We start from the raw sequence: 26,721 nt of genomic DNA, 5'->3' as shown, positions 1-26,721 counted from the left end.
CGCATGGATGCACGGCGCGACACGACCCGCGCGTATATTCTGGGCCTCGGCGTTCTTGCCCTGGGCATATTTCTCACGCTGAGCCTTTACGCGCCGAATTTCATGTCGCGGGCCAATCTGGTTTCGATGGGGTCGCAGTTCCCCGAATTCGGTTTGCTCGCACTCGCGCTGTTGCCGACGATGATCTCCGGCGGGATCGACCTTTCCGTGGTCGCTATCGCCAATCTGTCCTCGATCATCGCGTCTCTGTTTTTGAGGGCCGGGCCGGAATATGCCTGGATGGCGGTACCGGCCGCACTTTTGACCGGCCTTGCCTGCGGCGCGCTCAACGGTTGCCTGATCGCTTATCTGCGCCTCCCGCCGATCCTTGCGACGCTCGGCACGCTACAGCTTTTCGGCGGTATCGGGATCGTCATTACCGGAGGTCCGGCCATTACGGGCCTTCCGGCGTGGTACGGAGCATTGGGCAACTCGTCCATCGGCGGATTTCTGCCTATGCCGCTCGTGGTCTTTGCCTTCGTGGCGATCCTGATGGGCGTGTTCCTGCGCTTCACGGCGACCGGCATGCGCGCCCGGCTCTACGGGGCCAACCAGCTTGCCGCGCAATTCGTCGGCATTCAGGAACGTCGCCTTCTGATCAAGGTCTATGCCATTGCGGGGCTTATCGCATCGCTGGCGGGTCTCGTTATTCTGGCGAGGGTCAATTCGGCCAACGCGGATTACGGCGGCTCCTACCTTCTGCTCGTGATCCTCATCAACATTCTTGCAGGCGTCAGCCCGTTCGGCGGCATCGGGTCGACGTTCGGCGTGGTGCTGGCGGTGCTGACGTTGCAGCTTATCTCGTCCGGCCTCAATTTCCTGGCGTTCACGGCTTTCGCGCGCGACCTTTTCTTCGGCGCTCTTCTCATCACCATCATGTCGCTGCGCGTCATCGTCGAGGCGCGAATAGGCGACATCAAGGCACTGTTTTCGAGACCATCCACATGACAGAAATTCTGCGCAAAGACCTCAAGGAACTGATGCTCATTCCCGGACTTTCGGGCCACGAAGACCGGGTTCGTCGCCACCTTCGCGACCTGATGGAAAAGGAGGGCATCACCTGCCGCACCGATACGCTCGGCAATCTGATCGCAACGCTTGAGGGCGAAGAAGGCGCGCCGGGCGTAATGCTTTTTGCCCATACCGATCAGCTTGGATTCATCGTGCGCAAGATCGAGGCGGATGGGCTGATCCGCGTCGAACGGCTAGGCGGCATTCCCGAAAAGGCGCTGCCCGCGCAAAGCGTGCTTCTATGCGTCGGCGAAGGACGCGACGTGCGCGGCATCATCGCCAACAAGAGCCACCATGCCACCCCGCCGGAAGAGAAGTACAAGGTCACGCCATATGCCGACCTGTTCATCGACATTGGCGAGGAGAGCGCCGGTGCGGTGAGGGCGCTCGGCATCGAGATCGGCACGCCGGTGGTCTATGAGCCGAAAGCGCACGATCTTGGCCGACATCGCGTCGCCGGCACATCCGTCGACGATCGCGCGGGATGTGCTGTCATCGTCGAGGCAGCACGTCGCTTGAAGGCGCTTCCGTCACGCCCGACCGTCCATTTCGTCTTTGCCGTCCTCGAAGAGTTCAATCTGCGCGGTGCAATGGTGGCGGCGCAGGCTCTGCGTCCCGACATCGCGATCCAACTCGATCTCGCGCTGACCTCCGATACACCGGACATGGTGCATCGCGGAGAGGTACGCATGGGCGATGGCCCGGCGATTTCGCATTACTCGTTTCATGGCCGCGGAACGCTCAACGGTACCATCCCGCATCCGGCCGTCGTCGATGCGGTCTGCCGGACGGCAGCGGAAGACGGTATTCCCCTTCAACACACCGCCCATGTCGGCGCGCTGACGGATTCGTCCTACGTCCAGCTTGTCGGCGAGGGTGTCGCCTGCGTCGATCTGTGTTTTCCAAGCCGCTACACGCACACCGCTCTGGAAGTCTGCGACATGCGCGATCTGGAAGGGCTGACGGCCCTTGTCGTGGGCGCCATCTCGCGCATGGGCAAGGGCTTCGATCTCGACCGGGACCGTTACACATGACGGATGCGTTTCTCGGCATCGATATCGGGACGTTCGAGACGAAGGCCGTCATGGTGTCGGATGACGGGCGCATTCTCGCCTCGGCACGACGCCCCCATCGCATGATCGTGCCGCAGGCGGGCTGGGCGGAACACGACGCCGAGCGGCATTGGTGGGGCGAGTTTTGCGATACCGCACGCGAGGTCATCGCGGCAAGCGGCCTGCCGGCCTCCGCCGTCCGCGCGGTGGGCGCGAGCGGCATCGGACCGTGCATGTTGCCTGTCGATGCGAATGGCGATCCCCTGATGAATGCCGTGCTTTACGGCGTCGACACGCGCGCCTATCAGGAGATCGACGATCTGACGCGCTCGATCGGTGCCGAAACGCTCATCGCGCGGACGGGAAACGGCCTGACCTCGCAATCCGTCGGACCCAAGATACTCTGGCTCAAACGCAACCGCCCGGACATCTACGACAAGGCATCCGGCTTCGTGAATTCGTCGACATTTCTCGTCGAGCGGCTGACGGGCGAGCGCGTGCTCGATCACTATTCGGCCGCGAGCTTCGCGCCGCTTTACGATGTGCGCACAAACGACTGGGCGGACGATCTGATGGAGGGGATCGTCGAGCGCGAGCGTTTGCCAAGGCTCCTCTGGTCGAGCGAGATCGCCGGCCATGTCACCGCCCGCGCCGCAGACGAAACAGGGTTGGAGCCGGGAACGCCTGTTATTGCGGGGACGATCGACGCGGCAGCCGAAGCGCTCAGCGTCGGGGTGTCGCGGTCGGGCGAAATGATGCTGATGTACGGTTCGACCATCTTCATCATACTCGTCACCGACGACGCATCGAAGGATGCGCGCCTGTGGTATGCGCCATGGCTGTTTCCCGGTCGCCACGCGATGATGTCGGGCCTGGCGACGAGCGGCACGCTGACCCACTGGTTCCGGGATCGCTTCGCGCGCGAACTGGAAGATGCGGACGCCATGGCTGTCCTGGCGCAGGAGGCGGCTTCGTCTCCGCCCGGCGCGAAGGGGCTGATCGTTCTTCCCTATTTTTCGGGCGAGCGGACGCCGATCCATGATCCGCACGCCAAGGGCATGATCTTCGGTCTCGATCTGACGCATGAGCGCGGTGATGTGTATCGCGGGGTGCTGGAGGGCATCGCCTATGGCGTGCGCCATGTTCTCGAAACCTATGTCGAGACGGGCAACGCGCCGACGAGCCTGACCGCCGTGGGTGGCGGGGTGCGCAATCCGGTGTGGCTACAGGCAGTCTCGGACGCGGCCGGAACCGCCCAGATATTGAGGAAGGAAAGCTTCGGCGCGAGCTTCGGCAGTGCGTTTTTGGCGGCGATCGGCGTCGGCGCGGCACGCGAAGGTGACATCGAACGCTGGAACCCGACGGCCGGCAAGGTCGAGGCGCGTTCCGAACTGGCGCCGCTCTATGACGAGGGGTTTCGCACATATCGTGGCCTCTACGAGGCGACGCGACACTTCATGCAAGCGGAACGAAGGGCATGAATGGGAACGGCCTTCCCGAAAGGCCTGAACAGGGAGAGTAGAAAATGGCGCACGGATTGAGGAAAATAATGATGGGAGCGATGGCCGCTTCCATGCTGGCAGGCGGCGTTGTCCTGACCGCGACGGCCCAGGAGACGCGCGAGATCGTCACTGTCGTGAAACTGTCGGGCATCGCGTGGTTCAACCGGATGGAGGAAGGCGTTGAGCAATACGCCGAAGCCACCGGCAACAACGCGACGCAGGTCGGCGCGGCGACCGCCGATGCGGCGCTTCAGGTGCAGTTGATCGAGGATCTTATCGCGCGTGGCGTCGACGCCATCACGGTCGTTCCGAACTCGCCGCAGACATTGGAGCCCGTGCTCGCGCGCGCGCTCGAAAACGACATCGTCGTGATCGGCCATGAAGGCGCGACACTCGAAAACATCACCTACGATCTGGAGGCGTTCGACAACGCCGCCTATGGCGAGCACCTGATGGAAGCGCTTGCCACCCAAATGGGCGGAGAGGGCGAATATGCCGTCTTCGTCGGCTATCTGACATCCGTCACCCACAATGAGTGGGTGGATGCCGCGATCGCCTATCAGGAAGCCAATTATCCAAACATGACGCTCGTGGGCGGCAAGCAGGAATCGGCCGAGCAGCAGCAGACCGCCTATCAGAAGATGCGCGAATTGCTGCGCACCTATCCCAACATCAAGGGAATGCAGGGTTCGGCAGGCGAGGACGTCGTCGGTGCCGCGCTGGCGGTCGAGGAGGCCGGCCTTTCCGATCAAGTCTCCATCGTCGGCACCAGCCTTCCGTCGGTTGCCGGCCCCTATGTCGAAACCGGTGAGATCGACCTCATCTCGTTCTGGGACCCGGCGCTTGCCGGCTACGCCATGAACGTGCTGGCAGAGAAGGCGTTGAACGGCGAGACGGTCGCGACGGGCGACGATCTCGGCGTCGAGGGCTATAACGAGGTGCGCGTGGATGGCAAGGTCGTCTACGGTCAGGCCTGGGTCGACGTGACGGCCGATAATCTCGATCAGTACGAATTCTAGACCGACCGTTCAAAGCCGCCGCGTTTCGGCGCGGCGGCTTTCATGACAGGAAGTTGGACGCAAATTCGATGACCGAGTTCGTTCTTCAGATCAGTGGCATCCGCAAGGCATACGGGCCGGTACGCGTGCTTGAGGACGTGGGCCTGACGCTTCGTCCGGGAGAGGTGCGTTGTCTTGCCGGCGAAAACGGTTCGGGCAAGTCGACCCTCATCAAGATTTTTTCCGGCGTCGTGACGGCCGATAAGGGAACCGTGAAGATCGCAGACCGCGAAATGGCGAACGATCCGGCCGCTGCGATCGACGCGGGCCTGTCCGTCATCTATCAGGATTTTTCCCTCTTCCCCAACCTGTCGGTAGCCGAGAACATCGCGTTCCTGCGCAACGTCGCGCGCGGCGATCGCTGGCACAGGCGGGGCAGCAATCGCAAGCTCGCCACCGAGACGCTGGCGCGCATGGGCATCGATATCGATCCGGCCTTGCCGGTCGAGCATCTTCCTGTCTCGTCCAAGCAACTTATCGCGATCGCCCGCGCTCTCGCCAACGATGCACGGATCATCGTTATGGACGAGCCGACCACGGCGCTCACGCGAAGCGAAGTGCGGCGTTTGCAGCACATCATCGAGGCCTTGAAGAAGGAGGGCGTCGCCTTCCTTTTCGTCAGTCACAAGACCGAGGAGATATTTGCGTTTTGTGACACGATCACCGTTTTGCGTGACGGGCGTGTCGTCGCGGAAGGGCCGGTCGACGAGTTCGATGCGGCGCGGCTCGGTCGCGACATGACGGGCCGCGACGTGGAAACGCACCGCATCGCGCGCGAGGCCGCTTCGCCCGCAGCGCCGATTGTCGCGACCCATGGCCTGACACGGCACGGTGCTTATTTGGATGTCGACCTGACGATTTTCCAAGGCGAGATCGTCGCCCTTGTCGGATTGCTCGGCTCGGGTCGCACGGAACTGGCCCTGTCGCTGTTCGGGCAGATTTCGCCGGACCGAGGCGGCATCGAGTTCAAGGGCATCGAGCGCCGCTTTCGCGAGCCGATGGAAGCGATGGACGCGGGCATCGCCTATGTTCCCGAGGACCGGTTGACCGAGGGCCTTTTTCTCGATCAGCCGATCGGCGACAACATTGCGATCGCGTCCTTGAGGAAAAGCGGCTTCGTCGACCGCCGCGCCATGCTCGAGCGGGCAAAGGCCGCGGTCAAACGTCTGCGCATCAAGACGCCCGGCATCGAGCCGCCGGTTGCGACATTGTCGGGTGGAAACCAGCAGCGAGTCGTTCTGGCGCGCTGGATGGAGCGTTCGCCCGAACTCATGATCCTCAACGGCCCGACCGTTGGGGTGGATATCGGCTCCAAGCGCGAAATCCACGAGATATTGCTGCAATTGCGCGGCAGCGGCACCGCAATACTCGTCGTCACAGATGACATAACCGAAGCGCTCGCGCTTGCCGACCGCGTCCTCGTCATGGTGCGTGGCCGCATCACCGGTGAGTTCGGCGCGGACGATATCGACGAGGAAAAATTGTCGTTGGCAGTGACCGAGGAGGGGCCGGCCCGATGAACGCCGCCACACGCATTTTGATGTCGCCGCAAAGCGTCGTTCTGATCGCGGCGCTGCTGTTCGCCGCGATCGTCGGCATCATCAACCCCAATTTCCTTTCGCTGGCGACCGTCGTCGACCTTTTGCGCAATTCGCTCGTTACCGCGATTTTCGCGCTCGGCGTGATGATGGTTCTGGCCTCCGGCGGCATCGATGTCTCGTTCCCGGCCATCGGTGCGTTCGCGATGTATACGACGATGACGCTCGTGCTCGGTGTCGATTTCGATGTGCCGGTGGCGATGCTTTTCGTCGTCAGCGCCCTGATCGGAGCGTCGCTCGGTCTCGTGAACGGCGTTTTGATCGGCGGACTTGGCTTGCCGACGCTGATCGTCACGCTTGGAACGCTCAGCCTGTTCCGGGGCGCGCTTTTGACGTTCGTCGGCACGACCTACATCACCAGCGTTCCGCGCAACGTCATATCGTTCGCACGCACGATGATCGTGCGCATGGAAAACGCGGTCGGGCAGCTTGCCTCCTTGCCTTTGTCGTTCCTCGTACTGGTGGGCGTTACGGGCTTCGTCGCCGTCCTCATGAACCTGACCAAGTTCGGCCGCGCGATTTACGCCATCGGCGGTTCAGAAGAGGGCGCGCGGCGCATCGGCATCAAGGTCGGCCGTACGAAGGTTTTGATCTATGTCATCGTCGGAGCGATCGCCGGTCTTGCCGGCATGACGCATATGACGTTGTCGAGGATGGCGAACCCGTTCGACCTCGTTGGCATGGAACTCAACGTCATCGCTGCGGTCGTCCTCGGCGGTGCGCGCATCACCGGCGGCTACGGTACGGTGACCGGCACGTTACTCGGCGCGCTTTTGATCACCATGATCAACACCTCGCTTTTGAGCGCTGGCGTGCCGTCCTACTGGCAGCGCGTTGTCATCGGATCATTGATCGTCGTCGGCACCGGCCTGCCGATCATCATCGATCGTCTTGCCAAAAATCGCGAACGTCTCGCGAAGGCGTCTGCTTGAATTCAGGGAAGGAGCCCACTTCATGAAGAAGATTCTGAACGATCCGGCCGACTATGTCGATGAGATGCTGGACGGCTTTACGGCAGCCCACCCCGAATTCTACGCCCAGCCCGAGCGGCGCGTCATCGCCCGTCCGCAAGGCAGCACAAAGGACAAGGTCGGTATCGTGACCGGCGGCGGCTCCGGGCATTTGCCGATCTTTACCGGCTATGTCGGTCCCGGCTTCCTCGATGCCTGCGCGATCGGTGATGTGTTTGCGAGCCCGTCGGCGGAGCAGATGGCAAGCGCTATCCGCCATGCGGACGGCGGCGCGGGCGTCTTGCGCCTCTACGGCAATTATGGCGGGGACGTCATGAATTTCGATATGGCCGGCGAAATGGTGGAGATGGAAAACGACATCCGCACCACCACGGTTCTGCTGGCCGACGACATCGTATCCGCGCCGAAGGAGGAGGCCGAGAAACGACGCGGCGTCGCGGGCATGGTCTACGCGTTCAAGATTGCGGGAGGCTGCGCCGATGCGAAGGCGGATCTCGACGAGGTTACCCGCGTTGCGCAAAAGGCGGCCGACGCCTGTCGTTCGATCGGCATGGCGCTGACGCCCTGCATCGTCCCGCAGGCCGGCAAGGCCAATTTCGAACTCGGCCCCGACGAGATGGAAATGGGCATGGGAATCCACGGTGAGCCGGGCATATGGCGCGACAAGCTGCGTCCGGCCGATCAGATCGTCGACGAGATGATCGACCGCATCCTCGCCGATCATGCCTTCGCCAAAGGCGATCGTCTGTCCGTTCTCGTCAATTCGCTGGGCGCAACTCCGCTGGAGGAGCTTTACATCATGTATCGGCGGGTGCGGCAGCGTTTTGCCGATATCGGAGCCGAGATCGTTATGCCCCTCGTGGGCCGCTACGCCACCTCCATGGAGATGACCGGTGCGACGATCACGACTATCGCGCTCGATGACGAACTCGAGCGCTATCTGAAAGCTCCGGCCGCCTGTGCGTATTGGCGCGTCGATTGAGGAGGCGACTTTGGCGATGATCGATAGCGTGGCGCTAAAAAGCGCACTCGTGCGGACCGCGAAAGGCACCGAAGCGGCCGCTGGCGAACTGAACGCGGCCGACGGGCAACTCGGCGACGGCGACCTTGGCATCACCGTTTCCAAAGGCTTTGCGGAGGCCGCCGCAGCCGACCTGCCGGCCGATGTCGGGCTGGCGTTGCTCGAATGCGCCAAGGCGTTCCAGCGCGTCTCGTCATCCTCTTACGGAACGCTGGTGGCGACCGGCTTTATGGCCGCCGCCAAGGGCGCAAAGGGCAGCGAGACGCTCGATCCGGCTTCCTTGCCGTCGCTCGTCGCGGCCGCCCGTGACGCCATGATCGCGCGCGGAAAGGGAGAGCTTGGCGCCAAGTCGGTTCTCGACAGTCTGGACGCGTGCGCGGTCGCGATCGAGGGCGCGACGAGCGATGATATGGCCGCCAAGGCCGTTCAGTCGGCGCACGATACGCTGGAGGCTTTCAAGGGGCGGCCGTGCAAGCTGGGACGCGCGCGCATGTTCGCCGAAAAAAGCGCGCAACTCGACGATCCTGGCCAACTCGCCTTTTTGCGCATCGTGGAGGCGGCGTTTCCGCCAGCCGAAAGAGGATAGGTCCATGCAATATCGCACGCTTGGCCGATCGGGCCTGAAGGTCTCAGCCATTTCCATGGGCACGTTCTCCTTCGGCGGCAGGGGCGATTTCGCCATGGTCGCCGAGCAGGGCGTCGCCGAAGCGCGTCGGCTGGTCGACGCCTGCATCGCGGGCGGTGTCAATCTGTTCGACACGGCCAATATGTATTCGCTGGGCAGGTCCGAGGAAATCCTGGGCGAGGTACTGGACGGGCGGCGGAACGACGTGCTCATTTCGTCGAAGGCGCGCATGCGCTTCGGGCCGGGACCGAACGACGAAGGCGCGTCACGCTTCCACATCATCCGCGAGTGCGAACGCAGCCTCAAGCGCCTGCGTACCGATCACATCGACATCTACATGATGCACGAATGGGATGGGCTGACGCCGCTGGAAGAGACGCTGGCAGCGTTCGATACACTGCAGTGCCAGGGCAAGATTCGCTATGCCGGCTGCTCCAATTATGCCGGCTGGCATCTGATGAAGGCTCTCGGCATTGCCGAGCGCGAGCGTCTGCCGCGATTTGTCGCCCAGCAGATCCATTACACGCTCGAAGCGCGCGAGGCCGAATACGAGCTTTTGCCCATCGCCGTCGATCAGGGCGTCGGCATCATGGTGTGGTCCCCGCTTGCCGCCGGACTGCTCTCTGGCGCTTTCCGGCGCGACGCCTTTCCATCGGACTCGCGTCAGGCTGCCGGGTGGAGCGAGCCGCCGATCCGCGACCGCGAACGGCTGTGGAAGATCGTGGACGTTCTCGTCGAGATCGCGAGCGAACGCGGACTGACCCCGGCGCAGGTCGCGCTTGCCTGGACATTGTCGCGGCCCGGCGTCGCGACCTTGGTGACGGGCGGACTATCCGCGCAACAATTCGAGGAAAACATCGCGGCTGCCTCGGTGGAACTGTCGGCAGAGGAGGGCGAGCGGCTCAATCAGGTGAGCCGGCCGCCATATATCTATCCCTACTGGCACCAGCACAATTTCGCTTCCGACCGTTTTGGAGCCGGCGACCACGCGCTGCACGACAGCTTTCGCGATCTGGGCAAAGTCTGAGGGCGCCGCGAACAAAGCGCCGTCTGCACCCGCTATTGCGATCGAAACCTGTTGATCGCGTTTGCGGCTTCGATGGCGAGCGGCGCGAAGCGTGTGCGAAAAGCGTCCGGCGTCCATTCGCTGAGTGAGCCTGCGACATGGATCGCACCCAATGGGCGGCCGCCCGGTCCAAGGACGGCAACGCCAAGCGCGACCTCGCCGACCAAGACTTCCTCGACCGTGAGCGCGTAGCCGAACTGCCGGGCTTCGCGAACCATCTCGCGCACTTCTTTCGCGGAGGTGATCGTCTTGTCCGTAAAGGGGCGGCGATCCGAGCGTGCGATGATGTCGTCGACCTCGGCATTCGTCAGATGCGCCATGATCGCCCGCCCGCCGGACGTGCAAAAGGTCGGTACGGAGTGCCCGACAAGCGTCGCGAAGAACGTTTCGCGTTTGCTTTGAAGGCGCATGGCGTAAACGAGGCGCAAATCGTCGAAAAGGCTGAGATCGATCCGTTCGCGGGCATTGCGGCGAAGATCGAGCAGGATCGGCGTGGCGCGTTCGATCAGCGGATTGAGCCTCAGATAGTCGAGCGCGTGATCAAGAAGCCGAATGCCGGGCACATAGCCCCGGCCCGAAACGTCGCGTGCGATGTAACCGAGCGTTCGCAATGTGTGGACGACTCGCTGAGCAGCGCTGCGCCCGATACCGCTCGCGTCAGCGATGTCGGAGAGGCTCATCGGCTTGTCGCTGCGATGAAAGGCCGACAGAACCTGCATGGAACGGGCGATTGCGTTGACGAAAAGCGGATCTTCCATCTCCTGCTCGTTCGGGACGCGCTCACCTTCCTCCCCGTTCATGATGTTTCGTTGCAAAAGACACCTGGCATTGTGTGTTGACGAAGCGTCATAGCACTCTTACGGTAACAGTTCGATTAAAATATATCGCCTGCCGATACACTTTCTCACGCCAACGGTTTGAAGAAGGGTTGCGAATGACAAGACGCGTCGCGGTTGCCGGTTTCGTGCACGAGACGAATACATTCGCGCCCAGCCTGGCTCGCTACGAGGATTTCCAGCGAGGCGGCGGCTATCGGCAAATCAGCCGAGGTGACGAAATTCCCGAGCGGTGTGCAGGCGTCAATTTGTGCATTTCCGGTTTCATCGACTATGCGCGCCGTGCAGGCTGGGAACTGGTGCCGTTGTTGTGGACCGGCGCGAGCCCATCCGCCCATGTCGAGCGCGAGACCTATGAGCGGATCGCGGGCGAAATTGCCGAGAGGCTGAAGGCGGCTGGGCAGATCGACGGCCTGCTTCTTGATCTGCATGGGGCGATGGTCGCCGAGCATGTCGACGATGGCGAGGGCGAACTGATTGCACGCCTGCGCGCCATTACCGGCCCTTCCGTGCCGATTGCCGTGAGCCTCGACCTGCATGGCAATGTCACCTCGCAAATGGTCGAACAATCGGACGTTCTGGTCGCCTTCCGCACCTATCCGCATGTCGATATGGCCGAGACGGGCGAGCGTACCGCAGAGCAGCTTGACCGGTTGATGACGCGCGGCAAGCCGTTCGCCAAGGCGTTCCGGCAATTGCCGTTCCTGATCCCGATTCCGTGGCAATGCACGATGATCGAGCCGGCGAAATCGCTTTATGAAGAGGTACGCGCTGCCGAAACGGGCAAGGTTTCCAGCGCCTCGATCCTGACCGGATTTCCCGCTGCCGACTTTGAAGATTGTCTGCCTTCGGTGCTGGCCTATGGCGACACTCAGGCCGCGGCCGATGAGGCGGCAAACGCCTTGGAGAAGGCGTTTCTCGACCGCGAGCAACGTTTCGCCGGGAAGGCGTGGGAGCCGGGCGAGGCGATCGCCGAGGCGATGCGGATCGGCAAGAGTGCGAGCCGGCCCGTCATCATCGCGGACACGCAGGACAATCCGGGCGCCGGCGGCGATTCCGATACGACCGGCATGCTTCGAGCGCTGATCGCCGCTGGCGCGCAGGACGCCGCGATCGGCCTGATCGTCGATCCGCAATCGGCAGCGCGTGCGCACGAAGCGGGCGAGGGGGCGGAAGTCGAGCTGTCGCTCGGCGGCAAATCGAACATCAAAGGCGACGCGCCGCTCGTTGCGACCTTTCGCGTAGAGCGCGTATCGGACGGGCGTTTCCTCGCGCCGGGGCCGTTTTTCGGTGGCGCTGCGCTCGATCTCGGTCCGTCCGCGTGTCTTGCCATCGGCGGGGTGAGGATCGTCGTCGCCTCCTACAAGACGCAGATGGCGGACCGGGAGATGTACCGCTTCATCGGCATCGAGCCGGAAGCACAGAAGATTCTGGTCAACAAGAGTTCGGTGCATTTTCGCGCCGATTTCGAGCCGGTGGCCGAGACGATTCTCGTGGCCACTGCGCCCGGACCGATGGCGCTCGACGCCGCAGATCTGCCGTTTACCCGCCTGCGCGCTGGAACGCGTCTTTCCCCCATGGGGCCGGCCTTCCAGCCAGAGGAGGCTCGCGCACACGCGAACTGACGGCACACGATAATTTTCGAAGCCGGCATCAAGACCGGCGGCAAGGCGAAGGCGAAATCAAACGAAAGAGGGTTCACTTATGACGTTCATTCCACGTGACTTCACGAAATCCACTTTGAAGAAGGGTAGGGCGGGGTTCGTTGCCGCCGCACTTGCCGCCTCGACGGCGCTTTTGCCGTCGGGCGCAGCGCTTGCCCAGGACACCGAGACGATTACCGCCGTGATGCATTCGGGCCTGCGCGTGCTCGATCCCATCATCACCACGGCGCACATCACACGCAACCACGGCTACATGATCTATGACGTCCTGATCGCGATGGACGATCAGTTTCAGGTGCATCCGCAAATGGCGGATTTCGATGTTTCGGACGACGGCCTGACCTACACCTTCACGCTGCGCGATGGGCTGATGTTCCATGACGGCGAACCGGTCACGGCGGCCGACGCGGTCGCCTCGCTCCAGCGGTGGGGCGAGCGCGATTCGGGCGGTCAGCTCATCTTCGACGTGACCGAGAGCCTTGAGGCAACCGACGACAAGACGATCACCTGGACGCTTGCTTCGCCCTTTGCGCCGCTTCTGGACATCGTCGGCAAGCAGTCGGCGGTTCCGCCGTTCATCATGCCCGCGCGTGTTGCCGAGACTTCGTCCGACGAGGCGATCACCGATTATACCGGCTCCGGCCCCTTCGTCTTCGTCGACGAAGAGTTCGAGCCGGGCGTGTCTGTTACCTACGCCAAGTTCGAGGACTACGTGCCGCGCGAGGAGCCGGCCAACTGGATGTCGGGCGGCAAGGTTGTCAATGTCGAGCGCGTGCGCTGGGTCGCGATGCCCGACGCGCAAACCGCGATGAACGCGCTCGTCTCCGGCGAGATCGATTATCTGGAACAGTCGCAGATCGATCTTCTGCCGATCCTCGAGGCCAGCCCGGATGTCGTGACGGAAGTGCGCGATCCGCTTGGCTTCCAGACGATGGGCCGGATGAATTTCAAATATCCGCCCTTCGACAATGAGCAGATCCGTCAGGCCGCATTGATGGCGATGGGCCAGGAAGCGGTGCTTGCGACGCTGATCGGCAATCCCGAATATTACGAGCTTTGCGGCGCGGTCTTCGGCTGCGGCACGCCGCTGGCCTCCGAAACGGGTTCAGAGACGCTGACGAGCGGCGGCGATGCGGAAGGTGCGCGAGCGCTTCTCGAAGAAGCCGGCTATGACGGGACGCCCGTCGTCCTGATGCAGCCGACCGACGTGACGACGCTGACGGCACAGCCCGTCGTCGTCGCGCAGCAGCTTCGCGAAGCCGGCTTCACGGTGGATATGCAGGCGATGGACTGGCAGACGCTGGTCACCCGCCGCGCAAGCCAATCGGCGCCTGCCGAAGGCGGCTGGAACATCTTCTTCACGAACTGGATGGTTCCGGAGATCGCCTCGCCCCTGATCAACCCGATGGTGAACGGGCGCGGTGACGATGGCTGGTTCGGCTGGCCGGAAGACGAGCCGCTCGAAGAACTGCGCGCGGAGTTCATCGCCGCCGACACGCCGGAAGCGCAGGCCGAGGTCGCCGACCGCATTCAGGCGCATGTCATCGACGTGGTGAACTACGTCCCGCTCGGTCAATACCTGACCGTGCAGGCGCGGCGCGCCAACCTTGTCGACATGATCCAGTCGCCGGTTCCGGTCTTCTGGCAGATCGACAAGACCGAATAGGGCTTGGGCGAACGCTGGTCTCCGGCTTACCGGCCGGGGACCTCGCATTTGATTTCCAAAGGATAATCAAGCCGATGCTGGGCTATATCATCCGGCGCATTCTCGCCGTCATTCCCGTGATGGTGATCGTCGCGATCTTCGTTTTTCTCCTCCTTCGCCTGACGCCGGGCGATCCCGCCGCGATCATCGCGGGCGACAGCGCCACGCCGGCGCAGATCCAGCGTATTCGCGAATCGCTCGGTCTGGCCGAGCCGCTGCATGTCCAGTTCATCACCTGGATGGGGCAACTCGTTCAGGGCGATCTTGGAACGTCCATCATCTCCAACCAGCCGGTCACGCGGCTGATCGGCCAGCGCATCTGGCCGACGCTGCAGATCGGCACGCTGACGATCATCCTGTCGGTGCTCATCGCCGTGCCGCTCGGCGTGCTTGCGGCGTGGCGTCACCGCACGTGGATCGACTACGCCGTGATGACGTTCTCGGTGCTCGGCTTTTCGATCCCCGTCTTCGTCATCGGCTATATCTTCATCAAGATTTTCGCCATCGACCTGCGCTGGCTGCCGGTTCAGGGCTACACCGCTCCCGGTCAGGACGTGCAGGGGTTCTTCATGCGCGCCATCTTGCCATGCCTGACGCTGGCGACGATCTATGTCGCGCTGATCGCGCGCATGACACGGGCGAGCCTGCTTGAAGTGCTCGGCGAGGATTATGTGCGCACGGCCCGTGCCAAGGGCGTGAAGGAGCACATCGTCCTCTTTCGCCATGCGCTCCGAAACGCCGCCGTACCGATCATGACCATCATCGGCACCGGCTTTGCGCTTTTGATTTCGGGCGTCGTGGTGACGGAAAGCGTCTTCAACATTCCGGGCATCGGCCGCCTCACCGTCGATGCCATTCTTGCGCGCGACTATCCGGTCATCCAGGCGATGATCCTTCTGACGAGCGCGATCTACGTCTTCGTCAATCTGCTCATCGACATCTCCTACACCTTCTTCGATCCGAGGATTCGCTACTGATGGCCGCCCAACCGCAACCGACCTCCGCCATGCAGGTCGTGCTCGGCGCGATCCAGCTTCCACGCCGCTGGCGTCTCGGCATCGGACCGATCCTGGCCGCGATCGTTCTGGTCGTGATCGTCGCGGCGACGGCGACCGCCTATCTCTACATTCCCAACAATCCGATGGCGATGGACGCGCTCCAGCGCCTGAAAGGACCAAGCGAGACTTACTGGCTCGGCACCGACCCTTATGGGCGCGACCTGTTTTCGCGCGTGATGGTGGGCGGACAGGTGTCGCTTCTGATCGGTGTGGCGGCCGCGATCGTCTCGGTCGTGATCGGTCTCGTCATCGGCCTCGTTTCGGGCTTCTTCCGTGCTGCGGATGCGCTCATCATGCGCGTCATGGATGCGCTGATGGCGATCCCCTCGATCCTGCTTGCCATCGCGCTCGTCGCGCTGGTGGGGCCGAGCGTCGGTTCGGTCATCTTCGCCATCACCATTCCTGAAGTTCCGCGCGTGGTAAGGCTTGTACGCTCCGTCGTCCTTTCGGCCCGCGAGGAACCTTACGTCGAAGCCGCCATCGCGCTCGGCTCGTCCATGCCGAAGATCTTGTGGAAGCACCTGATGCCGAACACGCTCGCTCCGCTCATCGTGCAGGGCACCTATATCTGCGCCTCCGCCATTTTGACCGAGGCGATCCTGTCCTTCCTCGGCGCTGGTGTTTCGACGGAAATTCCCACTTGGGGCAACATCATGGCCGAGGGGCGCGTGTTCTTCCAGATCAAGCCGGAACTGATCTTCTGGCCGGGCCTGCTGCTGTCTTTGTGCATCCTGTCCATCAATCTTCTGGGCGATACCGCGCGCGATCTCCTCGATCCGCGCCTCAAGAAGCGGGAGGCCTGACCCATGCAGTTTCGCAAGCGTTCCTTCGACGAAATGCCCGTCGCCTTGAAAATAGAAAAGCTGTCGGTCCGCACGTCGAGCGACCGTGCCGCCGTCGCGATCCTCGACGAGATCGACGTGACGATCCGCGAGGGCGAAACCGTTTGCCTCGTTGGCGAAAGCGGGTCGGGAAAGTCCGTCACCTCGCTTGCCGTCATGGGACTTTTGCCGAAGGGCGCGCTGGAAGTGGTGGGCGGGCGCATCGAACTCGACGGCAAGAATCTTCTCGACCTCGACGCTTCGTCGATGCGCAAGCTGCGCGCCAGCCGCATCTCCATGATCTTTCAGGAGCCGATGACGGCGCTCAATCCGGTCATGAAAGTCGGCGATCAGATCGAGGAAGTTCTGGACAGCCATGCCAGATTGCCGGCGCGCGAAAAGAAGAAACGCGTCATTGACATCATGAACCAGGTTCACCTGCCCGACGTCGAGCGTATCTACGGCTCCTATCCGCATCAGCTTTCGGGCGGGCAACGCCAGCGCATCATGATCGCCATGGCGCTGATCCTCGAACCGAAACTTCTGATCGCCGACGAGCCGACGACGGCGCTCGACGTGACGACGCAAAACCAGGTGCTGAAGCTCATTGCCGAACTGCAGGAAAAGAACGGTACGGCGGTGCTGTTCATCACGCATGACATGGGTGTCGTCGCCGAGATCGCCGATACCGTCTATGTCATGCGCCACGGCGAGATCGTGGAGAGCGCGCCGATCGAAAAACTGTTGCGCGACCCGCAAAAGGATTACACGCGCAATCTTCTGTCCGCCGTGCCGAGCCTCATTCCGCGTCACGCCGGTGCGCTTGCGCAATCGAAGCCGGTGCTCGATGTCGACGGTCTGACGAAAATCTACGACACACGCGGATTTTTCGGCAAGGGCCGCAAGACGAAGGCGGCACAGGATGTGCGCTTTGCAATCCAGCCCGGCCGCACGCTGGGCATCGTGGGCGAAAGCGGTTCCGGAAAATCCACGGTCGCGCGTTGCATCATGCGGCTGATCGATCCGACCGATGGGCGCATCGTCGTCGGCGAAGCGGATATCGCAAAGCTTGGCCGCGCTGCGCTCCAACCGCATCGCAAGCACATCCAGATCGTCTTCCAGGACCCGTTCCGCTCGCTCAATCCGCGCTGGACGGTCGGCGAAAGCCTGATCGAAGGCCCTCTCAATTTCGGGCAAACCCGCAAGGCGGCGCTCGACCATGCGCGCGAACTGATGGAACTGGTCGGGCTGCCGGCGGACGCCCTCAACCGCTACCCGCACCAGTTTTCCGGCGGCCAGCGCCAGCGCATTGCGATTGCCCGCGCCATCGCCATGCGTCCGGACATTCTCGTCGCCGACGAAGCGGTTTCGGCGCTCGACGTTTCGGTGCAGGCGCAGGTCCTGAAGCTTCTCGATGATCTTCAGGAAAAGCTCGGCATCGCGATCCTCTTCATCACGCATGATCTGCGCGTGGCGGCGCAGATTTGCGACGACGTCGTGGTCATGCAGCATGGACGGATCGTCGAGCATGACACCGCCGCGAACGTCTTGTCGCGCCCCCAGCACGACTATACCCGCGCGCTGATCGAGGCCGCGCCCGGCCGTCGCTGGGATTTCGCGAATTTCAAGGAACTGGAGACGGCCTGACGCCGCTTAAATCAGGAGAAGCAGAATGCCCACCATGCCGCGGATCGAAGAATATGCCGAGGAACTGACAGCGATCCGGCGCGATCTTCACGAGAATCCGGAGATCGGTTTCGAGGAGACGCGCACCTCCGCGATCGTTGCCGAAAAGCTCAAATCGTGGGGCATCGATGTCCATACCGGCATCGGCAAGACCGGCGTCGTCGGCGTTCTCGACGGCAAGCGCGAAGGGCGCACCATCGGCCTTCGCGCCGATATGGACGCGCTGCCGATGGACGAGGAAACCAACCTTCCGTGGCGTTCGAAGAGTGCGGGCAAGTTTCATGGCTGCGGCCATGACGGGCACACGACGATGCTTCTGGGCGCGGCGCGCTATCTGGCCGAAACGCGCGATTTCGCAGGTAAGGCCGTCTTCATCTTCCAGCCGGCCGAAGAGGGGCTGGGCGGCGCGCGCGCGATGCTTGCCGAAGGGCTGTTCGAGCGTTTTCCCTGCGATGAAATCTACGGCCTGCACAACAACCCGCTTGCCGGCCCCAACGAGATCGGCGTGAAGCCGGGACCGGCGATGGCCGGTTCGACGTTTTTCGACATCGTCGTCAAGGGTGTCGGCAGCCACGGGGCGATGCCGCATCATTCGCGCGATCCGATCGTGGCCGTCACCTCGCTCGTCCAGTCGCTGCAGTCCATCGTGTCCCGCAACGTTCCGGCCATCAAGCCGGCGGTTCTGTCGGTCACGCAAATCCATTCGGGGTCGGCCTATAACGTCGTTCCGGATCGCGCGACGATAGGCGGCACGATCCGCTATTTCGACGACGAGGTGAAGGATCTGATCCTGCGGCGCGTGCGCGAGGCCTGCGAAGGGTGCGCGAAGCTCTTCGGCGTCGAGGTCGAGGCGGATCTGCGCGACACCTTCACCGTCCTGATGAACGATGAGGATCTGACGGAAGCCTATCTGGATGCAGCGCGCGACATCGTGGGCGATATCAACGTCTCCACCAAGAACGATCTCGTCATGGGGTCGGAAGACTTCGCCGACATGCTGAAAGTCGTGCCGGGCGCCTATTGCACGGTCGGCCATGCCGGTGACGTGCCGGTGCACAATCCGGCCTTCGTCCTCGATGACGGCATCTTGCCGGTCGGCGCCAGCCTTATGGCCCGTATCGTCGAAAAGCGCCTGCCACTTTGATTTCGGGGAAGATGATGAACCTCAACGAACTGCCTTTCGACGCCGACGCGATGCTTGCCGGTCTGAAACCCTGGATCGAATGCGAAAGCCCCACCTTCGATGCCGCCGCGGTCGATCGCATGATGGATCTGGCAACCTACGATCTAGCCGCCGCCGGTGCCGAGATCGAGCGTATTCCCGGTCGAATGGGTTTCGGCGGATCGGTGCGCGCGCGCTTTCCGCACAAGGATTTCGGCAGGCCGGGCATCTTGATTTCCGGCCATCTCGACACGGTGCATCCGCTTGGCACGCTGGCGAAGCTGCCGTTCCGCCGTGAAGGCAACAAGGCCTATGGCCCGGGCATTCAGGACATGAAGGGCGGCAACTTCGCGGCGGTCGAAGCGATCCGTCAATTGGCGCTGGCCGGGATCGACACGCCACTGCCAATGACCGTTCTGTTCACGCCCGACGAAGAAGTCGGCACGCCCTCGACGCGCGAATTGATCGAGATGGAGGCGCGGAAGAACAAATATGTTCTGGTGCCCGAACCTGCGCGACCGGACGGCGGCGCGGTGACCGGCCGTTACGCCATCGCACGGTTCAATCTGAAGACGGCAGGACGCCCGAGCCATGCAGGCTGGGCGCTGAAGGAAGGTCGGTCGGCCATCGCCATGATGGCGCGCAAACTGCTCGAAGTCGAAAAGATGACGACGGACGACTGCACCTTTTCGGTTGGTGTGATCCATGCCGGGCAGTGGGTCAACTGCGTCTCGTCCGAATGCCACGCAGAGGCGCTCTCGATGGCCAAGCGTCAGGACGATCTCGACAAGGGCGTCGAGGCGATGCTCGCCATGTCGGCGGAAGAAAACGACGTGATTTTCGAAGTGACGCGCGGCGTGACGCGCCCGGTCTGGGAGCCTGATGCCGGGACCATGGCGCTTTACGAAGTCGGCAAGCAGGTCGCCGCCGATATCGGCTTCGATCTGACGCATGGCAGCGCGGGCGGCGGCTCGGACGGCAATTTCACCGGCGCGCTCGGCATCCCGACGCTCGATTCCATCGGCGTGCGCGGCGCAGGCCTGCACACGCTGAACGAACACATCGAGATCGACAGTCTTGCGGAACGCGCCCGGCTGATGGCGGGGCTGCTGCACCGCCTTTCCTGACGGATTGCCACAAGCACAACGCGCCTGCGCGCGTTTTGCTTGTCCGGCTTCGTCACATATGATCGCGTGGAATGCGTTTCGACCGTCGGTTCGAAAACACCTTCTCGCCATTGTGATAGGCCTCGACGCTGTCGGTGATCAGCCAGTCGTCCCGGGTGCAGGAAAGCGTCGATATGCAATGGGTCGTCGTTTCCCAACCTTCACGCGAAAGCTGGCAGGTCCAGCGTGCCTCACCGGTCATCGACAGGGCGTCGCCGGCCGCGATCAACCATGTTTCCTCGCGCCGGTCGCGCGAGGCAAGGCCATTTGCGGGGTGCCGGTTGAGGCCGCCATCGTCGATGATGTGATAGCGGGTCACGCCGTTCTGAAGATCGCGCTCGACCCAGCGCCGGCTTTCCGCCGGTTCGACCGTTTCGTATTTCGGCAACGGATCGGGATTGGCAGGCGTTGCGACATCGATCCGCTCATGCGCGCCGATCAGTGGCAGGGACAGTTTCACCGCAGACAGGTCGATGTCGAGCGTCGCATCGTAAGGAGCAGGCAGGATCGTCGGCCAGTACGCCGTCGAGATGGAGAGCCGGATGCGGTGCCCCGGAGCAAACCTGTATGCGCAGGCGTCGAGGGCGATGGAAAGATCGTAATCCTCTCCCGGGGTGAGCGGCTCGGGGTCCGCGTTGCCGTTGCGGTGCGCAAGATTGAGAACGCCGTATGATACGCGCGTGGCGGTCCCGTCCGGATGAACGTCGATCAGGCGGACGGCGATGTTGGCAAGCGGGCTGTCGCTTGCCAGTCTGACGCTCAAGACAGGTCGCCCGAGGATAATCTCTTCGCCCGCAAGTAGCTGGCTTTCGAAGGTCAGCGAACCTGCATCGTCGCTCCGCTGGTCTCCGGCCAGTTGTGCGTCGGGGCTGGTGGTGAACCACTCGCCGGCTGCCGTTCCCGTGTCGAGCGGCGAACGCAAAAGCACGCGTCCCGAGGCCGAGTGCTGCGGTCGTTCCGAAAGTCGGGCCCCTTCATCGAGCGCCAGTTCAAGGAACTCCGGCTCCTCCCATTTGTCCTTCGCGATCCAGTAGCCCGGATCGCTTTCCCGCCAGCCTCCGGGGCAAGGGCCGTCAAGAACGAACGCACGGACCTGCGGCGTGTCGTCCTCGGCCTTGAGTGACGCGTCATCGTTCAGCCAGCGTCGCCACCACGCGATCGCCTCGCCGTGGAAATCCGCGCGCGGCTTCGGATAAGCGAAATGCGGATATTTGTGGACCCAGGGGCCAATCAGCGCCCGTGCCCTGTCCGGCATGCCTTCGACGGCCTTCAGCGGCGTATTGCGATAGCCGTCCGCCCAGCCGGCGATCACCAGCGCTGGTACGGGAAAGGCCTCGAAATCTTCGCAGATGGAGCCGTGTCGCCAGAAATCATCGCGGCGCTGGTGCGAAAGCCATTCGTCCATGAAGAACGGCTCGTTTTCGAGGCGTTCGAGCCACATCTCCTTCCAGCGGTCGCCGACGATTTCGGGGTCTGGCGAGCGTGACTGATACGCGAGCATGGTGCCGGCCCATGAAAGCTGTGCCGACAGTTGCGTGCCATTCTTGTAGTGAATGTCGTCATTGTATCGATCGACGGTCGATGCGATCGATATGACGGCCTTGAGTGCCGGCGGTTTCAGCGCGGCAACCTGAAGGCAGTTGAACCCGCCCCAGGAAATTCCCATCATCCCGACATTGCCGTTCGACCATGGCTGTGCGGCGATCCATTCGATGATCTCGACGGCGTTGGCAAGTTCGAGGGGCGTATACTCGCCGTCGATAACACCGTCGGATTCACCCGAACCGCGAATGTCGACGCGCACGCCGGCGATGCCGGCTTCGGCGAAACCCGGATAGGTGGATTCGTCGCGCGGCGCCGTGCCGATCCGCTTGCGGTAGGGCAGGAATTCAAGGACAGCGGGCACGGGATCGCTTGCCGCGTCGTCCGGCATCCAGATACGCGCGGCTAGCCGCGTTCCGTCCTTCAGGTGAATCCACTCGTTTTCGGTGACGGTGAAACTACGCTTGGTCATATTGCTGGCCTTAAATCTTTATGCGGCAGAACGCGCCGCGCGAGTGGTTCGCGCGGGTACACGGTCGAAATGGAACGCTTCGTCAGTCGTCGAGCCAGACCACGCTGGCGACGCGGCCGTTGCAAAGATCGTTGCCGATATCGTGGACGTAGTTGCGCAAACGTGTGCTCGCCGCATTCACATAATCATTGAAGACGGGAATGATCGCGCCGCCCTCATTGTGGATCAGAAGCGCCATGTCGCGGTAAAGCGCGCGACGGCGATCTTCATCGAGCTCGGCGCGCGCCTGTTTCACCATCGCGTCGAATTCCGGCCGCTTGAAGCGCGTGTCGTTCCATTCCGCGTTGGAGACGTAGGAGGTCATGTAGCGCGAATCCTGGGTCGGACGCCCGCCCCAGTAAGTGGCGCAGAATGGCTGGACGTTCCAGACTTGCGACCAGTAACCGTCGTCCGGCTCGCGCTGCACCTGGATCGGGATGCCCGCCTCGGCCGCGCTTTGCTCGAAAAGCTGTGCGGCATCGACCGCGCCGGGGAAAGCCGCCTCGGCCGTCCGCAGCAGGATCGGTCCATCATGGCCGGATTGCTTGAAATGGAACGCGGCCTTTTCGGGATCGTAGACGCGTTGTTCTATGTCGGTCGGGGCGAGCGCGTAGTTTTCGTTGACGGGATAATCATTGCCGATCACGCCGAAGCCGCCGACGACCTGATTGAGGATCGCCTCGCGATCGATGGCGTATTTCAGGGCGAGACGCAGATCGTTGTTGTCGAACGGCGCGGTGTCGCAGTGCATCAGGAAGGAATAAAAGCCCTTGCCGGATGTTTGCAGGATTTCAACGTTCGGCGAGCGTCCAAGGAAGGCGGCCGTATTGGGTGCAACCGTGTTGATCAGATCGACCTGACCGGCGCTGATGGCGCTGTTGCGCGCAGTCGCGTCGTTCATGACGGTGATTTCGACGGCATCGACGAAGCCGCGATCGTCACGCCAGTCGTTCTCGTTCTTCTCGAAAGTGGCGCGAACGCCCGGCGTGAAGTTCGTCAGTTTGAACGGCCCGGTGCCGACGGCGGCGGCGGGATCGTCGCGCCCGCCATTCGGCTGGATCTGCAGGTGATAGTCGGTCAAGACCAGCGGCAGGTCGGCATTCGGCTCGGTCAGCGTGATGACGAGTTCACCGCCATTCGCCTCGATCCGTTCGATGTCACCGAGCAGTCCGATCGCACCGGACTCCGAAGCTTCGTCCGCGTGTCTGCGCAACGTCTCGACGACGTCTTCGACAGTCAGTGGTTTGCCGTCATGAAATTCGACGCCTTGGCGTATCTGGAACGTCCAGGTTATGCCGTCTTCGGACACGTCCCAGGATTCAGCCAGCGAGGGCAGGGCTTCGCCCGTTTCAGGGTGCGATTCAACCAGGGTGTCGCCCCAGCAATGGCACAGAATGAATGCGAAAGTGGCTGCTGCAAGTGCCGGATCGAGCGTGTCGGCAGTCGACCCGCCGCCGAGTCCCATCCGTAGGGTGCCACCACGCTTCGGCTCCTGTGCGCGTGCTTTTCCACTGACAAGCAGGCCGGACGTTGCCGCGATACCGACCAGAGCGCTGCCGTGAAGAAAGCCGCGGCGGGTAAGGTTGAAGGGAGCGCGCCGCTTGGACAGGTCGAACGTCATGTCTGTATCCTCGGATTGAAAGTGCCGCGATCATTCTGGCGAAAGGCCGGGCCAAGGCAATTTCGCGCCTTGACGCTGGTTTGCGCTGGTTTACGCTACTCGCCATGTCAGCCCATCCCGAACCATTTGCGGAAAACCTGCGTTATGCCTGCGCGACGATGCCGTCAGTTTCGCATGTCTGTCGGCAGCACGGCTTCAATCGTCAGCAGTTCAATCGCTACATATCCGGCCAGTCGAGACCGTCGCCGAACAACTTACTGAGGATCGCGGCGGCGTTCGGCCTCGACACGGCCAGCTTCGATCTGGACCCGGAAAGCTTCAGGGCGGCGATGAGCGAACGGCGTTCGCCCACCGTTCGGAAATCCCTACTCGAAGATGGCTTTCCCGGCGATATCGATCAGCTTCGCCGCTATCTCGGCTTTTACCAGACTTGGCATGTTTCGCTTTCCTGGCCGGACCGGATCGTGTGCTCCTGCACGCATCTGGTCGAACAGGACGACAAGGTCGTGATAACCTCGCTTGAACGGATCGAGGATGCACAAAGCGGCATCCGGCAGCGATCGCGATATCACGGTCTCGTCGCCTACAGGCGCGGGCGCATTTTCGTGACCGAGCGAACCAGAGGCGAGGCGCCGACATTCGGCCAGACCATCATGCTCCCCTTCGAGATGCATCAGCGGCTGTACCTTCGCGGCCTGACGATGGGCGTCTCGTGGCGAAACGACAATCAGCCTTATGCATCGCGCATGATTTGGCGCTTTCAGGGCACGCATACAAATGTGCGCAAGCTTCTCGAAACATGCGGAATCTATCGCTCGAATTCGGCAGAGCTGCCGTCACCGGTAACGAGCTATCTGTCAGGCCCGCATCCGCTCACTGTCCTGCACGCAAATTGACCGACGAGCGCGCTCCCGCTCGATCCACCTGAGCGGCGGCGGCAGCGATCGCATTTCGCAGCCACACATGGCGCGGCGAGCCATGCTGGCGGGCATGCCACAGCATGCTCAGCGTAAAACGGCCGGGATCGGCCGGCGGCGCGCGCATGACGAAACGGTCCATGCCCGCCGCCATGCGGGCGAGACTTTTCGGTAAGGTCATCACGAGATCGGTGCGCGCCGCCATCTCGACCGCTGCCAGAAAATTCGGAACCCTCGCCTTGACCCGTCTCGTTCGCCCCATCGCCGCCAGCACCTCGTCGATCGGAGTCGATCCGACACCGGTGACGCTGATCGCGATGTGATCGAGTTCGAGAAAGCGCGGCAGCGTCAACGCACCTTCGCCCGCCGGGTGTCCCGAGCGCAGCACAGTCACATAGGCATCATCGAACAGGCTCCGGCGCTTTATACCGGCCGGCGCGTCGTCGATGACGCCGATCACCGCATCCAGCGTGCCGTCCTCGAGTTCATGGATGACGTCCGGTCCCGGCGCGACGATGTCGAGATCGAGCCCGGGCGCTTCACGGCCAAGGTGGCCGAGCAGCGGCGGACCGATAACGGCGGCGTAAAGGTCCGGCGTCGACAGGCGCACGCGGCCCGTTGCGGTTGCGGGATCGAAGACGGGCGCATCGAGCATGTCACCGACGCCCGCGAGAGTCTGCCGCAGGAGGGGCGCGATCTCCGTGGCACGCTCGCTCAAAACATATCCGCCAGTCCCGTCGACGAGCAGCGCATCGCCGAACAGGGATCGCAAACGCGCAAGGGCACGGCTGACAGCAGGCTGGCTCATGCCTAGGCGCACAGCCGCGCGCGTGACGTTCCGCTCGTCCAGCAGCGCTTCGAGCACTGTCAGAAGATTGAGGTCGACCGCACGTAAATTCACCTGACGCATGACGATTATATAACACATGCATTTCAAGCATGATAATGTGCAAGTTACCTTTCGACCATGATCACACAACATCAGGAGATCGGATCATGGACGTTATCTTTGGAGCCAATGGCCGCGCCGGCGGCGAGGTCGCAAGGGCACTTCTGGCAGACGGAAAAACCGTGCGCGTCGTCTTGCGCCGGGCGGAGCAGGCGGAAACCTGGCGGGCGCGAGGCGCCGATGTCGCGATTGCGGATATGGAAGATGCCGATGCCGTCGCGGCTGCACTCGAAGGCGCTACCGGCGCATTCCTGCTCAACCCGCCGCCCGTTTCGGGCGATCCGTATCTTCGTGCCGATATGATCGGAAAGGCACTGGCGCGAGGGGCGCAGCGTACCGGTCTTCCGAAGGCAGTCGTCCTGTCCTCGATCGGCGCGCAGCATGAATCGGGAACGGGCGTGATCTCCACCTTGCACCAGATCGAGACCCTGCTTGCCGATGTCGCCCCTGCCATCGCTTTCCTGCGGCCGGGCTATTACGTCGAGACATGGGGCGAGGTCGTCGATGCCGTTTTAGGCCAAAGCGTTCTTCCGACCTTTCTTGATCCCGATCTCAAAATGCCGATGGTCAGCACCATCGATGTCGGCCGTACGGCGGCGGCGCTGCTGGGCGAGGCGTGGACGGGCAAACGGGTGATCGAGCTTGGCGGCCTGGACGAATGGAGCGCCCGGAACGTCGCCGATGCTTTCGCCGCGGTGCTCGGCCGCGACGTCGCGCCGACCTTTGTTCCCGCGTCGGAGCGTTCGGGTGTCTATGCCGAGGCCGGCGTTCCGGCAGAGATCGCCGAGGCGCTTTCAGGCATGTATGATGGGCTTGCGAGCGGTCGTGTCGCGCGAGAAGGCGGCAGCACCGAGGACAGGCGCGGAACGACGCCGCTGGTCACGGCTGTCAGGCGCATCGTGGAAAACGCGCGGGAGAGCGCGGACCGATAGCGCGGTTTCCGATCGTCCAGCAAAACGGTGTTGAAAACGACATCGACGCGGTCATTGACAATGGCCGCGTCGAAAGCCCATTCTGCGATTTCACCAGGGGGGTCCTGACAAGGGGCTGAGATACTGCTGGCCTGAAGGCAGCGCAGTGACCCGTTGAACCTGATCCAGTTCACACTGGCGTAGGGACGGTGCGGGTGCCTTACCGGTC

The 26,721-nt window shown here is 62.7% G+C and carries 22 protein-coding genes and 1 riboswitch; of the genes, 18 read left to right on the top strand and 4 right to left on the bottom strand.

Annotated elements, in window-relative coordinates; genetic code table 11:
- The first annotated feature begins 3 nt into the window (after positions 1-3).
- The 9 genes from ACX82Z_RS12385 (at position 4) to ACX82Z_RS12345 (ending at position 9,904) form a co-directional block, all read left to right on the top strand.
- Complete coding sequence (locus ACX82Z_RS12385; protein WP_459589170.1) at positions 4-987, top strand: ABC transporter permease; 984 nt, start codon at positions 4-6, stop codon at positions 985-987.
- A complete protein-coding gene (locus tag ACX82Z_RS12380) occupies positions 984-2,084 on the top strand; it encodes a M42 family metallopeptidase (RefSeq protein WP_459589168.1) in 1,101 nt (366 codons plus the stop codon). The genes ACX82Z_RS12385 and ACX82Z_RS12380 overlap by 4 nt, the downstream gene beginning before the upstream one ends.
- Positions 2,081-3,583 carry an FGGY-family carbohydrate kinase gene (locus tag ACX82Z_RS12375; RefSeq protein ID WP_459589166.1) on the top strand — a complete coding sequence of 501 codons (1,503 nt, stop codon included), beginning with the start codon at positions 2,081-2,083 and terminating at the stop codon, positions 3,581-3,583. Before ACX82Z_RS12380 ends, ACX82Z_RS12375 begins: the two co-directional genes overlap by 4 nt.
- Positions 3,584-3,654: 71 nt before the next feature.
- Positions 3,655-4,623: a substrate-binding domain-containing protein gene (locus tag ACX82Z_RS12370; protein ID WP_459589164.1), complete on the top strand. Its 969-nt coding sequence runs from the start codon at positions 3,655-3,657 to the stop codon at positions 4,621-4,623.
- 68 nt (positions 4,624-4,691) lie between these two features.
- Positions 4,692-6,182 carry a sugar ABC transporter ATP-binding protein gene (locus ACX82Z_RS12365; RefSeq protein WP_459589162.1) on the top strand — a complete coding sequence of 497 codons (1,491 nt, stop codon included), beginning with the start codon at positions 4,692-4,694 and terminating at the stop codon, positions 6,180-6,182.
- A complete protein-coding gene (locus ACX82Z_RS12360) occupies positions 6,179-7,192 on the top strand; it encodes an ABC transporter permease (RefSeq protein ID WP_459589160.1) in 1,014 nt (337 codons plus the stop codon). Before ACX82Z_RS12365 ends, ACX82Z_RS12360 begins: the two co-directional genes overlap by 4 nt.
- Before the next feature lie 22 nt (positions 7,193-7,214).
- The gene (locus tag ACX82Z_RS12355) at positions 7,215-8,213 is read left to right on the top strand and encodes a dihydroxyacetone kinase subunit DhaK (RefSeq protein ID WP_459589158.1); all 999 of its coding nucleotides are present in this window, start codon (positions 7,215-7,217) and stop codon (positions 8,211-8,213) included.
- A 16-nt stretch (positions 8,214-8,229) separates the two neighbouring features.
- The gene (locus tag ACX82Z_RS12350) at positions 8,230-8,838 is read left to right on the top strand and encodes a DAK2 domain-containing protein (RefSeq protein ID WP_459911726.1); all 609 of its coding nucleotides are present in this window, start codon (positions 8,230-8,232) and stop codon (positions 8,836-8,838) included.
- Between the two features lie 4 nt (positions 8,839-8,842).
- Positions 8,843-9,904, top strand: a complete 1,062-nt coding sequence (locus tag ACX82Z_RS12345; RefSeq protein ID WP_459589156.1) for an aldo/keto reductase — start codon at positions 8,843-8,845, stop codon at positions 9,902-9,904.
- Positions 9,905-9,936: 32 nt separating this feature from the next.
- Here the strand turns inward: ACX82Z_RS12345 and ACX82Z_RS12340 are convergent, their stop codons facing one another.
- Positions 9,937-10,743, bottom strand: coding sequence for an IclR family transcriptional regulator (locus ACX82Z_RS12340; RefSeq protein WP_459589154.1), 807 nt, complete (start codon positions 10,741-10,743; stop codon positions 9,937-9,939).
- A gap of 134 nt (positions 10,744-10,877) precedes the next feature.
- Between ACX82Z_RS12340 and ACX82Z_RS12335 the strand changes: the two genes are divergently transcribed.
- The 7 genes from ACX82Z_RS12335 (at position 10,878) to ACX82Z_RS12305 (ending at position 20,002) form a co-directional block, all read left to right on the top strand.
- Positions 10,878-12,404: a M81 family metallopeptidase gene (locus ACX82Z_RS12335; RefSeq protein WP_459589153.1), complete on the top strand. Its 1,527-nt coding sequence runs from the start codon at positions 10,878-10,880 to the stop codon at positions 12,402-12,404.
- A 79-nt stretch (positions 12,405-12,483) separates the two neighbouring features.
- A complete protein-coding gene (locus ACX82Z_RS12330) occupies positions 12,484-14,109 on the top strand; it encodes an ABC transporter substrate-binding protein (RefSeq protein ID WP_459589152.1) in 1,626 nt (541 codons plus the stop codon).
- A gap of 74 nt (positions 14,110-14,183) precedes the next feature.
- Positions 14,184-15,125 (top strand): ABC transporter permease, encoded by a 942-nt coding sequence (locus ACX82Z_RS12325; RefSeq protein ID WP_459589150.1) that lies wholly within the window; start codon positions 14,184-14,186, stop codon positions 15,123-15,125.
- The gene (locus ACX82Z_RS12320) at positions 15,125-16,009 is read left to right on the top strand and encodes an ABC transporter permease (protein ID WP_459589148.1); all 885 of its coding nucleotides are present in this window, start codon (positions 15,125-15,127) and stop codon (positions 16,007-16,009) included. The genes ACX82Z_RS12325 and ACX82Z_RS12320 overlap by 1 nt, the downstream gene beginning before the upstream one ends.
- Before the next feature lie 3 nt (positions 16,010-16,012).
- On the top strand, positions 16,013-17,674 hold the full coding sequence (locus ACX82Z_RS12315) for an ABC transporter ATP-binding protein (protein WP_459589146.1): 1,662 nt from the start codon (positions 16,013-16,015) through the stop codon (positions 17,672-17,674).
- A gap of 25 nt (positions 17,675-17,699) precedes the next feature.
- Entirely contained in the window at positions 17,700-18,857 is a 1,158-nt protein-coding gene (locus ACX82Z_RS12310) for a M20 aminoacylase family protein (RefSeq protein ID WP_459589144.1), read from the top strand.
- Positions 18,858-18,871: 14 nt separating this feature from the next.
- On the top strand, positions 18,872-20,002 hold the full coding sequence (locus ACX82Z_RS12305; protein WP_459589142.1) for a M20/M25/M40 family metallo-hydrolase: 1,131 nt from the start codon (positions 18,872-18,874) through the stop codon (positions 20,000-20,002).
- Positions 20,003-20,054: 52 nt separating this feature from the next.
- Here the strand turns inward: ACX82Z_RS12305 and ACX82Z_RS12300 are convergent, their stop codons facing one another.
- Positions 20,055-22,055, bottom strand: coding sequence for a CocE/NonD family hydrolase (locus ACX82Z_RS12300; RefSeq protein WP_459589140.1), 2,001 nt, complete (start codon positions 22,053-22,055; stop codon positions 20,055-20,057).
- A gap of 82 nt (positions 22,056-22,137) precedes the next feature.
- Positions 22,138-23,715, bottom strand: a complete 1,578-nt coding sequence (locus ACX82Z_RS12295; protein ID WP_459589138.1) for an ABC transporter substrate-binding protein — start codon at positions 23,713-23,715, stop codon at positions 22,138-22,140.
- A gap of 104 nt (positions 23,716-23,819) precedes the next feature.
- On the opposite strand from ACX82Z_RS12295, the gene ACX82Z_RS12290 reads away from it, so the two are divergent.
- Positions 23,820-24,611 carry a helix-turn-helix domain-containing protein gene (locus ACX82Z_RS12290; protein WP_459589136.1) on the top strand — a complete coding sequence of 264 codons (792 nt, stop codon included), beginning with the start codon at positions 23,820-23,822 and terminating at the stop codon, positions 24,609-24,611.
- Here the strand turns inward: ACX82Z_RS12290 and ACX82Z_RS12285 are convergent.
- Complete coding sequence (locus tag ACX82Z_RS12285) at positions 24,589-25,542, bottom strand: LysR family transcriptional regulator (RefSeq protein WP_459911724.1); 954 nt, start codon at positions 25,540-25,542, stop codon at positions 24,589-24,591. The genes ACX82Z_RS12290 and ACX82Z_RS12285 overlap by 23 nt on opposite strands.
- Positions 25,543-25,628: 86 nt before the next feature.
- Here ACX82Z_RS12285 and ACX82Z_RS12280 point away from each other — a divergent pair, with 86 nt between their 5' ends.
- Positions 25,629-26,513, top strand: a complete 885-nt coding sequence (locus tag ACX82Z_RS12280; RefSeq protein WP_459589134.1) for an NmrA family NAD(P)-binding protein — start codon at positions 25,629-25,631, stop codon at positions 26,511-26,513.
- A gap of 85 nt (positions 26,514-26,598) precedes the next feature.
- A riboswitch (TPP riboswitch) is annotated at positions 26,599-26,717 on the top strand.
- Positions 26,718-26,721 lie beyond the last annotated feature (4 nt).

The organism is Aliihoeflea sp. PC F10.4, from assembly GCF_054612275.1.
The sequence above is the reverse complement of the archived record's forward strand: the minus strand, read 5'-3'. Positions and strand labels throughout refer to the sequence as shown.

Bases quoted from the DNA above. Each gene is read 5' to 3' on its own strand.
- ACX82Z_RS12375 (WP_459589166.1), top strand. From the start codon at position 2,081: ATGACGGATGCGTTTCTCGGCATCGATATCGGGACGTTCGAGACGAAG.
- ACX82Z_RS12330 (WP_459589152.1), top strand. From the start codon at position 12,484: ATGACGTTCATTCCACGTGACTTCACGAAATCCACTTTGAAGAAGGGT.
- ACX82Z_RS12300 (WP_459589140.1), bottom strand. From the start codon at position 22,055: ATGACCAAGCGTAGTTTCACCGTCACCGAAAACGAGTGGATTCACCTG.
- ACX82Z_RS12285 (WP_459911724.1), bottom strand. From the start codon at position 25,542: ATGCGTCAGGTGAATTTACGTGCGGTCGACCTCAATCTTCTGACAGTG.
- ACX82Z_RS12385 (WP_459589170.1), top strand. From the start codon at position 4: ATGGATGCACGGCGCGACACGACCCGCGCGTATATTCTGGGCCTCGGC.
- ACX82Z_RS12365 (WP_459589162.1), top strand. From the start codon at position 4,692: ATGACCGAGTTCGTTCTTCAGATCAGTGGCATCCGCAAGGCATACGGG.
- ACX82Z_RS12345 (WP_459589156.1), top strand. From the start codon at position 8,843: ATGCAATATCGCACGCTTGGCCGATCGGGCCTGAAGGTCTCAGCCATT.
- ACX82Z_RS12335 (WP_459589153.1), top strand. From the start codon at position 10,878: ATGACAAGACGCGTCGCGGTTGCCGGTTTCGTGCACGAGACGAATACA.
- ACX82Z_RS12315 (WP_459589146.1), top strand. From the start codon at position 16,013: ATGCAGTTTCGCAAGCGTTCCTTCGACGAAATGCCCGTCGCCTTGAAA.
- ACX82Z_RS12355 (WP_459589158.1), top strand. From the start codon at position 7,215: ATGAAGAAGATTCTGAACGATCCGGCCGACTATGTCGATGAGATGCTG.
- ACX82Z_RS12350 (WP_459911726.1), top strand. From the start codon at position 8,230: ATGATCGATAGCGTGGCGCTAAAAAGCGCACTCGTGCGGACCGCGAAA.
- ACX82Z_RS12280 (WP_459589134.1), top strand. From the start codon at position 25,629: ATGGACGTTATCTTTGGAGCCAATGGCCGCGCCGGCGGCGAGGTCGCA.
- ACX82Z_RS12295 (WP_459589138.1), bottom strand. From the start codon at position 23,715: ATGACGTTCGACCTGTCCAAGCGGCGCGCTCCCTTCAACCTTACCCGC.
- ACX82Z_RS12340 (WP_459589154.1), bottom strand. From the start codon at position 10,743: ATGAACGGGGAGGAAGGTGAGCGCGTCCCGAACGAGCAGGAGATGGAA.
- ACX82Z_RS12320 (WP_459589148.1), top strand. From the start codon at position 15,125: ATGGCCGCCCAACCGCAACCGACCTCCGCCATGCAGGTCGTGCTCGGC.
- ACX82Z_RS12325 (WP_459589150.1), top strand. From the start codon at position 14,184: ATGCTGGGCTATATCATCCGGCGCATTCTCGCCGTCATTCCCGTGATG.
- ACX82Z_RS12310 (WP_459589144.1), top strand. From the start codon at position 17,700: ATGCCCACCATGCCGCGGATCGAAGAATATGCCGAGGAACTGACAGCG.
- ACX82Z_RS12380 (WP_459589168.1), top strand. From the start codon at position 984: ATGACAGAAATTCTGCGCAAAGACCTCAAGGAACTGATGCTCATTCCC.
- ACX82Z_RS12305 (WP_459589142.1), top strand. From the start codon at position 18,872: ATGAACCTCAACGAACTGCCTTTCGACGCCGACGCGATGCTTGCCGGT.
- ACX82Z_RS12370 (WP_459589164.1), top strand. From the start codon at position 3,655: ATGGGAGCGATGGCCGCTTCCATGCTGGCAGGCGGCGTTGTCCTGACC.
- ACX82Z_RS12360 (WP_459589160.1), top strand. From the start codon at position 6,179: ATGAACGCCGCCACACGCATTTTGATGTCGCCGCAAAGCGTCGTTCTG.
- ACX82Z_RS12290 (WP_459589136.1), top strand. From the start codon at position 23,820: ATGTCAGCCCATCCCGAACCATTTGCGGAAAACCTGCGTTATGCCTGC.